The 10,369-nt window shown below is 61.9% G+C and carries 7 protein-coding genes; 1 reads left to right on the top strand and 6 read right to left on the bottom strand.

Going from position 1 to position 10,369, the window contains the following annotated elements; translation table 11 throughout:
• Nucleotides 1-102: 102 nt before the first annotated feature.
• The 6 genes from LQ215_RS21150 to LQ215_RS21125 all read right to left on the bottom strand — a co-directional run bounded on the left by LQ215_RS21150 (nucleotide 103) and on the right by LQ215_RS21125 (nucleotide 8,434).
• Complete coding sequence (locus tag LQ215_RS21150) at nucleotides 103-2,628, bottom strand: PepSY domain-containing protein (protein WP_230152435.1); 2,526 nt, start codon at nucleotides 2,626-2,628, stop codon at nucleotides 103-105.
• A gap of 673 nt (nucleotides 2,629-3,301) precedes the next feature.
• On the bottom strand, nucleotides 3,302-4,465 hold the full coding sequence (locus LQ215_RS21145) for a type III PLP-dependent enzyme (protein ID WP_003197753.1): 1,164 nt from the start codon (nucleotides 4,463-4,465) through the stop codon (nucleotides 3,302-3,304).
• A gap of 501 nt (nucleotides 4,466-4,966) precedes the next feature.
• On the bottom strand, nucleotides 4,967-6,124 hold the full coding sequence (locus LQ215_RS21140) for an osmoprotectant ABC transporter ATP-binding protein OsmV (RefSeq protein ID WP_230152434.1): 1,158 nt from the start codon (nucleotides 6,122-6,124) through the stop codon (nucleotides 4,967-4,969).
• Nucleotides 6,121-6,774, bottom strand: coding sequence for an ABC transporter permease (locus tag LQ215_RS21135; protein ID WP_230152433.1), 654 nt, complete (start codon nucleotides 6,772-6,774; stop codon nucleotides 6,121-6,123). Before LQ215_RS21135 ends, LQ215_RS21140 begins: the two co-directional genes overlap by 4 nt.
• A 15-nt stretch (nucleotides 6,775-6,789) precedes the next feature.
• On the bottom strand, nucleotides 6,790-7,692 hold the full coding sequence (locus LQ215_RS21130) for a glycine betaine ABC transporter substrate-binding protein (protein WP_230152432.1): 903 nt from the start codon (nucleotides 7,690-7,692) through the stop codon (nucleotides 6,790-6,792).
• Between the two features lie 25 nt (nucleotides 7,693-7,717).
• Nucleotides 7,718-8,434 (bottom strand): ABC transporter permease, encoded by a 717-nt coding sequence (locus LQ215_RS21125; RefSeq protein ID WP_003197761.1) that lies wholly within the window; start codon nucleotides 8,432-8,434, stop codon nucleotides 7,718-7,720.
• Nucleotides 8,435-8,767: 333 nt separating this feature from the next.
• Here LQ215_RS21125 and LQ215_RS21120 point away from each other — a divergent pair, with 333 nt between their 5' ends.
• Complete coding sequence (locus tag LQ215_RS21120) at nucleotides 8,768-10,351, top strand: peptide chain release factor 3 (protein ID WP_014336596.1); 1,584 nt, start codon at nucleotides 8,768-8,770, stop codon at nucleotides 10,349-10,351.
• Nucleotides 10,352-10,369 lie beyond the last annotated feature (18 nt).

Here is a 10,369-nt window from a genome sequence, read left to right as displayed (position 1 = left end):
CGATGGCGGTGTGTCATTCAATGAAGTGTTGGCTGACGACCCGCCATCGCGAGCAAGCTCGCTCCCACAGGGGGCTTAATGTGCATTCAAGTTAAGTGTCTGTCAGTAGACATCCCGCCGATACCGCCCCTGCTCGATCAGCCGTTCCACTTCCTCGCGCCCCAGCACGTTGTTGAGCACGTGATCCACCCCGGATGCCATGCCCTGCAAGCTGCCGCAGACATAGATCACCGCGCCGTCGGCCAGCCATTGCTTGAGCAGCGCGGCCGATTCCAGCAGGCGGTCCTGGACGTAGACTTTCTGTTTCTGATCCCGGGAGAAGGCCAGGTCCAGGCGTTCCAGGTCGCCTGAGGTCACCCACTCCTGCAGCTCATCGCGGCAGTGGAAATCGTGTTCGCGGTTGCGCTCACCAAACAGCAGCCAGTTACGCTGCATGCCCTCGGTGACGCGCGCCTTGAGCAGGCTGCGCAAGCCGGCCAGACCGGTGCCGTTGCCCAGCAGGATCATCGGCACACCCTGGGCCGGCAGATGGAAGCTGCTGTTGCGGCGCAGCCGCAGGCTGACGGCGCTGCCCAGTGGTGCGTGTTCGGTCAGCCAGCCGGAACCGACGCCCAGGCTGCCGTCGGCGTGACGTTCCTGGCGCACGATCAGCTCCAGCATACCGTCGGCCGGGATCGAGGCGATGGAGTACTCGCGTATCGCCAGCGGTGCCAGGGCATCCACCAGCGCCTGGGCATGCAGGCCGACCAGGTGGGCGCGGTTTTCCGGCAGTTGTCGGGTTGCCAGGGCCTGGTCAAGGCTCTGGGACAGGCCATCGACCTGCACGCGCGCGTGGCCGGAGAGGCCGAGCCCGTCGAGCAAATGTTCGATGGCCAACAGGTCATTGCGCGGCAGGATTTGCACCAGGTCACCGGCCAGCCAACTGCTCGGGCCCGGGGCGGTGAGGCCCAGCAGGTACACGCCCGAGCCGCTGCTGTCGGGGTTGAGCAGAGTGCGCTGGCTGAGTGTCCAGTTCTCGAAGCTTGGTGCCTGCCAAGTGTCCAGCGGGGCTTGGCCGGTCAGCTCCGCCAATTGTTGTTGCCAGTGACGCAGGGCGTAAGGGTCGCCGCTGTCCACTTCCACCGGCGCGAACAGGGTCTTGCCGCCGTGTTCCGCCAGCCAGGCGTGCAGGCGCCGGGCGAAGCCGCAGAAGTGTTCATATTGTCGGTCGCCCAGGCCTAGCACCGAATACTGCAGGCGCTCCAGGCTCAAGGCCTGGCCCAGCACCTTGCGTTCGAAACCGCGGGCACTGTCCGGTCCTTCGCCGTCGCCAAAGGTGCTGACGACAAACAGCGCATGGGTGGCGTCGTTCAGGTCCTGCTCACGAACGCCGGCCAGTGGCTGGACGTTCACCGGCAAGCCGGCGGCCTGGAGTTGGCCGGCGGTCTGCCAGGCCAGTCGCTCGGCAAAACCGCTTTGGCTGGCGAAGCCGATCAGCCAGGCCGGCGCATTGCCCGTGTTGGCGATCAGGGCCTGGCGGGCGTTTCTGACGTGGCGCTTCTTGCGGCGGCGGTCCAGGTACAGCAACCAGCCGGTGATGAAGAACAGCGGCATGGTCAGCGCGGCGACGGTCATCAGGACCCGCCCGACCAGGCCGAAGTAACTGCCGACATGCAGGGCATAGACACTGGTCAGCAACTGCGCCTTGAGGCGCTTGTCGCTGTAGCGGCTGTGCTGGCTGATGACGCCGGTGGCCGGGTCGAGGGTGAGCTGGTTCAGCGCCCGGTCGTGGGGCGAGTTTTTCAGCAGGTAGAACACGGTCGCCGGTTGTCCGGCCACGGGCGGCATGCGCACGTTATAGGCCGACAGGCCCGGGCCGGCGGCGCTGTAGATGCTGCTCCACATGGCCCGGTAGTCGGCCACGGGAAGTGGGCCGCTCGGCACCGGGCCGCGATTGCGTACCCGTTCGTCGTTCGGTGAATCGGAAAGCAGGCGGGTCACGCCTTTGTTGTACCACTCGTAGGACCAGGTCAGCCCGGTCAGCGCCGCCAGCAGATAGAACACCAGGCACCAGGTGCCCGCCACCGAGTGCAGGTCCCAATTGAAGCTCCGGCCTTTTTTCCCCCAGTCGAGGGTCAGCCAGGCGCGCCAGCTTTTCCATTGGCGCGGCCAACGCAGGTACAGCCCGGACAGGCAGAAAAACACCAGGATCAGCGTGCAGGCACCGGTGATTTGCCGACCAACATCATCCAGGGTCAGGACGCGGTGCAACCTGAGCATCAGACCGAAGAAGTCCTGGCCCGTCACATCGCCCATGAACTGCGCGTTGTAAGGATTGAAATAGCGCATGGCGCCGCGTTTTTCCCCAGGAGGCGCCGCAAAGATCACCCGCGCGGCGTTGCCGCTGTCGGTCTCGACCCAGAGCATGGCCACGGTCTTGCCGGAGGTGGCCTCGATCTGTTCCACCAGTTCGGCGGGCGGCAGGACGCCGGCCGGCTGCTTCTCGACCATAAGCACTTGTGGATTCAAGGCCCGCAGGATTTCATTCTGGAACGACACCACCGCCCCGGTAACGCCCATCAACGCCAGGACCAGCCCGGCACTGATGCCGAACAACCAGTGCAACTGGAACAGGGTTTTCTTCAACACGTAGCCCGCCTTGTTCATCCATTACTGTTCATCACGGTGCGCATTATGCCGTGTGTTATCGAGAACCATTCATAAACACACTTAAAAGCCCCGATCATTTGCATGAGCGGCCAGTGATGACCTGAGCGACGAAATCCTGTGGGAGCGAGCTTGCTCGCGAAGAGGTCAGCACATCCAACATCTTCATCGACTGGAACACCGTATTCGCGAGCAAGCTTTGCTCCCACAGATCTAATGGGTGTACGAGCGGGAGAGCCAGGTCGGCTGTTAGGCCGCCTCGCGGTGGACGTTGATCTCGGCGCCCCGTTAACCATGCTGGCCGAACGCAGGCATTGTGGAGTGGGCAACCCGGCATGGATGCCGGGTTAGCCGCGCTGGGCCATGGATGGCCCTTCGCGGCGGGCCCACGGAGCAATGCCTTCGTTCGGGCATGCCGAGCCTAAGCGAGGCACCGAGTGGTGGGGCAGAAGCGTTTTGCTTACTTTTGCGCTTCTCAAAAGTGAGCCGCTGTAAGAGCGGAACCCTAAGCCGCCGTTACCGAAATAACGGATATACACACCAACCGCACGGCAAAATACCCCTCTCAAAAAAAACGGCGCTTTCCATTCCTGAAAAAGCGCCGTTTTTCATTACGCAACAGGGCAAGAACTATAAGCTCAAGCGCCCAAACACATCACACGTAAAACGATTTCAACGGCGGAAAGCCATTGAATTCCACCGCGCTATAACTGGTGGTATAGGCCCCGGTCGACAGCCAATACAGACGATCCCCAATAGCCAGGTTCAACGGCAACCCGTACTTGTAGTTCTCATACATGATGTCAGCGCTGTCGCAGGTAGGGCCGGCGATGACCACTTCTTCCATTTCACCTTTCTTCTCGGTCCAGATCGGAAACTTGATGGCTTCGTCCATGGTTTCGATCAGGCCGGAGAACTTGCCCACATCCGTGTACACCCAACGCTCGACGGCGGTACGGGATTTACGCGCCACCAGCACCACTTCGCTGACCAGGATGCCGGCGTTGGCGATCAACGAACGGCCCGGCTCCAGGATGATTTCCGGCAGGTCGTCGCCGAAGTCTTCCTTGAGGAAGCGGATGATCTCTTCAGCGTAGGTTTCCAGGCTGTTGGTGCGGGTGATGTAGTTGGCCGGAAAGCCACCCCCCATGTTGATCAGCTTCAGGACGATGCCGTCTTCTTCCTTCAGGCGTTCGAAGATCACCTTGACCTTGGCGATAGCCGCGTCCCAGACGCTGATGTCGCGCTGTTGCGAGCCGACGTGGAACGAAATGCCGTACGGCACCAGGCCCAGGTCGCGGGCCAGGATCAGCAGGTCCATGGCCATGTCGGTCTGGCAGCCGAACTTGCGCGACAACGGCCAGTCAGCGGTGGTCGAGCCTTCGGTGAGGATCCGTACATAGACTTTCGAGCCCGGCGCGGCCTTGGCGATGTTGCGCAAGTCAGCTTCGGAGTCGGTGGCATACAGGCGCACGCCCTTCTCGTAGAAGTAGCGAATGTCGCGGGATTTCTTGATGGTGTTGCCGTAGCTGATCCGGTCCGGGCCGACGCCACGGCTCATGACCTTGTCCAGCTCATAGATCGAGGCGATGTCGAAGTTCGAGCCTTTATCCTTGAGCAGGTCGATGATTTCTACCGCCGGGTTGGCCTTGACCGCGTAGTAGACCTTGGCGAATTCGAAACCGGCGCGCAGGTCGTCATAGGCCTGGGAGATCATCGCAGTGTCGATCACCACGAACGGGGTTTCCTGCTTGTCGGCGAACGCTTTCATTTTCTGGAAGGTTTCGCGCGCGAAATAATCTTCGACCTGGATCGACATACTTGGGACTCCTACTGGCAAACATCAGGATCAATGGGTGTGAGGGCAAGCAGCCCCCGTGAACGTCCTCCGTATCCCCACTTTGGTTCGCCTACTTCCCAAGGCATGTCGCCGAAAGCAAAAAGGCCACGGGATGCGTGATGCCCTTGGCCTTGCTGTCTCGTCGTCAGTACTTGAGCCGGATGGATCGTTTCCAGCATGGACGTTCGGCGCGAACTTTAGGGCGTGAGGGGCCTGAGATCAACTAAAAATGTCGCGTTTTTGCACACATCCGTCGTGCGGCCCGCGACAGCTCATGATGTAACCGACCTGCGTGACAGATTGATGTTCCCTTGGATTGGTTTTCGACCTTGCTCAATATGGCTTTTGCCTTTGTGGCGAGGGAGCTTGCTCCCGCTTGACCGGGCTGGCGCTCCAGTGCGAAGCGCTCATCGCTTTTTTGGGGCCGCTGCGCGACCCAGCGGGAGCAAGCTCCCTCGCCACAAAGGCAGTCGTGGCCGATCAGGCCGACGCTGTCTCGGCCGGCGAGACAATGCTGGTCTTGCCCCCGCGCGAACGTCCGGAGCTCAGGTACTCGGCAATCGATTCCTGGGTCACCTCCCCGAGGAACACCCGCTCGGCATCCATCACCGGCAACCACGAACGGTTGAATTCGTACATGCGCGACAGCAGGATCCGCAGGTGTTCGTCGTAGGCGGCGGTGGCGTTGAATTCGCGCAGGTATTGGCCGCAGGTGCCGGTCTGGCGGTACAGGTCGCGACGACGCACATAGCCCAGGGCCTTGTTCTCGGCACAGGTGACCACCACGTAGCGACGGTCATGTTCGTCCATCAGCTCCAGTGCCTCACCCACTGGCGTTTCGGGGCTGACCGACGGGGCGTTGTCCGCCGCGTCTTCGGCCTTGACCAGCAGCAGGCGCTTGAGCGTGCTGTCCTGGCCGACGAAGCTGCTGACGAACTCGTCGGCCGGATGGGCCAGTAGCGTGTCCGGGTGATCGAACTGGACCAGTTTGCCGGCGCGGAAGATCGCAATCTTGTCCCCCAGCTTGATCGCTTCGTCGATGTCGTGGCTGACCATGATCACGGTCTTGTTCAGCGCCCGCTGCATCTCGAAGAACTCGTTCTGGATCATCTCGCGGTTGATCGGGTCCACCGCGCCGAAGGGTTCGTCCATCAGCAGCAGCGGCGCATCGGCCGCCAGGGCACGGATCACGCCGATGCGCTGCTGCTGGCCGCCGGACAGTTCACGAGGGTAGCGATGCAGATACTGCTTGGGCTCGAGCTTGATCATGCTCATCAATTCGCGGGCGCGGTCGTGGCATTTCTGCTTGTCCCAGCCGAGCAGGCGCGGGACCACGGTGATGTTTTCCTCGATGGTCATGTTCGGGAACAGGCCGATCTGCTGGATCACATAGCCGATGTTGCGGCGCAGGGTCACTTCGTCCAGGCCGGTGGTGTCTTCGCCGTTGATCAACACCTTGCCCGAAGTGGGCGGGATCAGGCGATTGATCATCTTCAGCGTGGTGCTTTTGCCGCAGCCCGACGGCCCGAGGAACACGCAGATCTCGCCTTCGTTGACGGTCAGGTTCACCGAGTCCACGGCCTTGACGTCCTTGCCGTTGCTCTTGAAGGTTTTGCTGAGGTTTTGAAGTTCGATCATTTGAGAAGTCCTTTAGGAGTCAGCGAGCGTTGCAGCCATTGCAGAAGCAGGTCGGCGAAGATGGCCAGGAGACTGACCAGCACGGCGCCGACGATCAGCATCGACATGTCGCTGCGGCTGATGGAAGCGAGGATGAGCACGCCCAGGCCACCGGCGCCGATGGTGGCGGCGATGGTCATGACGCCGATGTTCATGACCACGGCGGTGCGCACGCCGGCCAGGATCACCGGCACGGCGATGGGCAGTTCGACCATGCGCAGGCGCTGGCCGAAGGTCATGCCGATGCCGCGAGCGGCCTCACGGATGCCCGGTTCGACGCCGGTCAGGGCCAGGTAGGTGTTGCGCATGATCGGCAACAGGGAATAGAGAAACACTGCGGTGATCGCCGGCATCGGGCCCAGGCCCTGGCCGAATTTTGAATAGAACGGCAGCAGCAAGCCGAACAGCGCAATCGACGGAATCGTCAGCAGCACCGTGGCGCTGGCCTGCAAGGGGCCGGCGAGCGTCGGGAAGCGGGTCATGAAGATGCCCAGGGGTACGCCGACGACAATCGCCAGGGTCACAGCGATGCCCACCAGGGTGATGTGCTGCCAGGTCAGGCGCAGTACCAGCGGCCAGTCCAGATGGGAAAAGGCGTCAAGAAAATCCATGGCTTTTCCTCCAGGTCATTGGGTTGAGAGCAGGGAATGCTGGCGCAGGAAATCGGCGGCAACGGTGGAAGGGCTTTCGTGGTTGACGTCCACGCGGGCGTTGAGCTGGCGCATGGTTTCATCGTCGAACAGCTCGGCCAGGGGCTTGAGCTGCGCGGCCAGTTGCGGGTGCGCGTCGAGGTACGCCTGGCGCACCACCGGCGCGGCGGTGTAGTCGGGGAAGTAATGCTTGTCGTCTTCCAGCAACTTCAGCTTGAACGCGTTCAACCGGCCGTCGGTGGTGTACACCAGGCCGGCGAATACCTGGCTGTTGCGCAGGGCGGTGTAGACCAGGCCGGCGTCCATCTGCCGGATGTTCTTGCGGGTCAGGTTCATGCCGTATTGCTCGACCATGCCCGCCAGGCCGTCGGAGCGGTTGGCGAACTCGGTGTCCAGGGCGACTAGGTGGTTCTCGTCGGCCTCGGCCTGCAAGACCGTGTTCAACTGGCTGATGGAATTGATCTGCGGATACTTCTTCGCGACTTCTTCCGGTAGCGCCAGGGCATAGGTGTTGCTGAATTTCGACGGCGTGAGCCAGACCAGGCCTTTTTTTGCGTCGAGTTCTTTCACTCGGGCGTAGGACTGGGCGCTGTCGAGTTTTTCCGTGACGTGGTTGTAGGCCACCAGCGACACGCCGGTGTATTCCCAGAGCATGTCCAGTTGCCCGGTTTCATGGGCGCTGCGGGCCAGGTTGCTGCCCAGGCCGCCGGTGATCTGCGCATCGTAGCCCTTGCTGCGCAGGTATTGCGCGGTGATTTCCGCCAGCAGCGTCTGTTCGGTGAACACCCGGGCGCCAAGGCGGATCAGCGGTTTTTCAGCGGCTTGGGCGAATCCTGCGAACAGCAGGACGCAGCCCAGTATCAAGCTCAACTTCTTCATAAACGATTTCCTTTATCCAGCCGGCTTATGACGGTCGCAGACCGCGTTCCAGCCAGAGGCGGCTGGCCATTGTCACCAGGCCGTCGAGCAGCAGCGCCAGCAGGGCGGTGCAGGCCGCGCCGAGCAGCAGCTGCGGCTGGTTGTTCAAGGCAATGCCGGGGAAGATCAGGCTGCCGAGGCTGTTGGCGCCGATCAGGAACGCCAGGGGCGCGGTGCCGACGTTGATCGCCAGGGCCACACGCACGCCACCGACGATGATCGGCACCGCGTTGGGCAACTCGACTTTCCACAGCACCTGGCGCGGGGTCATGCCGATGCCGACGGCGGCTTCCTTGAGGGAGCCCTGGACGTTTTTCAGGCCTTCATAAGTGTTGCGCACGATGGGCAACAACGAGGCGAGGAACAGGGCGAAGATAGCGGGACCGCTGCCGATGCCCAGGATGCCCAGGGCAATGGCCAGCACGGCCAGGGGCGGCACGGTGTTGCCGATGTTGAACACTTGCATGAAGCGTTCGGCGCGCCCGACCATGCCGGGGCGGCTGAGGGCGATGCCGGCGGGAATGCCCACGAGCAGGGCCGCCAGCATGGAGGCCAGTACCAGCAGCAGGTGCGCTTGCAGGTAGAACAGCAGATCGTCGTGGTAGCGTTGGATCGTATCGATGCCGATCCAGTGGACCAACAGGGCCAGGAGCGCGACGACGACCGCACCCCCGATAAGCCCTTTGCCATAGCGGATAGCCACAGGCGGACTCCTTTGTCTTTCAGTCGGCGCACGCTGTCCCGGGCGGCAGACCATCATGGGTTGCCGGGAAAACGTTCGCGAGAAGCAGCTCTTTTCCATGCCGGTAAAAACGGCAGGTAAATCGAGCCATGAGCGCAGCCTCGTCAGGCTAACTTGCTGATTTTTCAGCCCCTGACGGTTACTCGTATCAGGGGGGTGGACGCCTCCACGGGGCAAAAGGTTCCCATGTAGAGCAGCATTTGGCCACCCCGGATGTGCTCAACGGTTCGGTTCCTGGCACAAGTTGAGCTATAATCGCCGCCCTTTTTTGAATCACCTGCCAGGCGATTTCCCATGACCAAACAGGCCGCCGAAGTCGCGAAACGCCGCACTTTCGCCATTATTTCCCACCCCGATGCCGGTAAGACCACCATCACCGAGAAGCTCTTGCTGATGGGCAAGGCGATTGCGGTCGCCGGCACGGTGAAATCTCGCAAATCCGACCGCCATGCCACCTCCGACTGGATGGAAATGGAAAAGCAACGGGGTATCTCCATTACCACGTCGGTCATGCAGTTCCCGTATCGCGATCACATGATCAACCTGCTCGACACCCCGGGCCACGAAGACTTCTCCGAAGATACCTACCGCACCCTGACCGCGGTGGACTCGGCGCTGATGGTCCTCGACGGCGGTAAAGGCGTCGAGCCACGGACCATCGCGCTGATGGACGTCTGCCGTCTGCGGGACACGCCGATCGTCAGCTTCATCAACAAACTCGACCGTGACATCCGCGACCCGATCGAACTGCTCGACGAGATCGAAGCGGTCCTGAAGATCAAGGCAGCGCCGATCACCTGGCCGATCGGTTGCTACCGCGACTTCAAGGGCGTGTACCACCTGGCCGACGACTACATCATCGTCTACACGGCCGGTCACGGGCACGAGCGCACTGACGTCAAGATCATCGAGAAGCTCGACTCCGACGAAGCGCGCGCACACCTGGGCGACGAGTACGACCGTTTTGTCGAGCAACTGGAACTGGTGCAGGGCGCCTGCCATGAGTTCAACCAGCAGGAGTTCCTCGACGGCCAACTGACCCCGGTGTTCTTCGGTACCGCCCTGGGCAACTTCGGTGTGGACCATGTGCTCGACGCCGTGGTCGATTGGGCCCCGCGCCCGCTGGCCCGTGTCGCCAACGAGCGCACCGTGGAGCCAGTGGAAGAGAAATTCTCGGGCTTCGTGTTCAAGATCCAGGCGAACATGGACCCCAAGCACCGCGACCGCATCGCCTTCATGCGCATCTGCTCCGGCAAATACGAAAAGGGCATGAAGATGCGCCACGTGCGCACCGGCAAGGACGTGCGCATCGGCGACGCCTTGACCTTCTTCTCCTCGGAACGCGAGCAACTGGAAGAGGCTTTTGCCGGCGACATCATCGGCCTGCATAACCACGGCACCATCCAGATCGGCGACACCTTCACCGAAGGCGAAACCCTGGGTTTCACCGGCATCCCGCACTTCGCCCCGGAACTGTTCCGCCGCGTACGCCTGAAGGATCCGCTCAAGTCCAAGCAACTGCGCCAGGGCCTGCAGCAACTGGCCGAAGAAGGCGCCACCCAGGTGTTCTTCCCGACCCGCAGCAACGACATCATCCTCGGTGCCGTCGGTGTGCTGCAGTTCGACGTCGTCGCCAGCCGCTTGAAAGAGGAATACAAGGTTGAGTGCTCGTACGAGCCGATCACCGTGTACTCCGCCCGCTGGATCGAATGCGACGACAAGAAAAAGCTCGAGGAATTTTCCAACAAGGCCGTGGAAAACCTCGCGCTGGACGGCGGCGGTCACTTGACCTACCTGGCCCCGACCCGGGTCAACCTGGCGCTGATGGAAGAGCGCTGGCCGGACGTGAAATTCCGCGCGACGCGGGAGCACCACTAAGCATCAAGCGTTGAAACC

The sequence above is a fragment of the Pseudomonas brassicacearum genome (assembly GCF_918698105.1).
In the GTDB taxonomy this organism is placed as follows: Bacteria; Pseudomonadota; Gammaproteobacteria; order Pseudomonadales; family Pseudomonadaceae; genus Aquipseudomonas; species Aquipseudomonas brassicacearum_F.
Note: the sequence above shows the minus strand (reverse complement) of the source record. Positions and strands in the feature narration are given on the sequence as shown.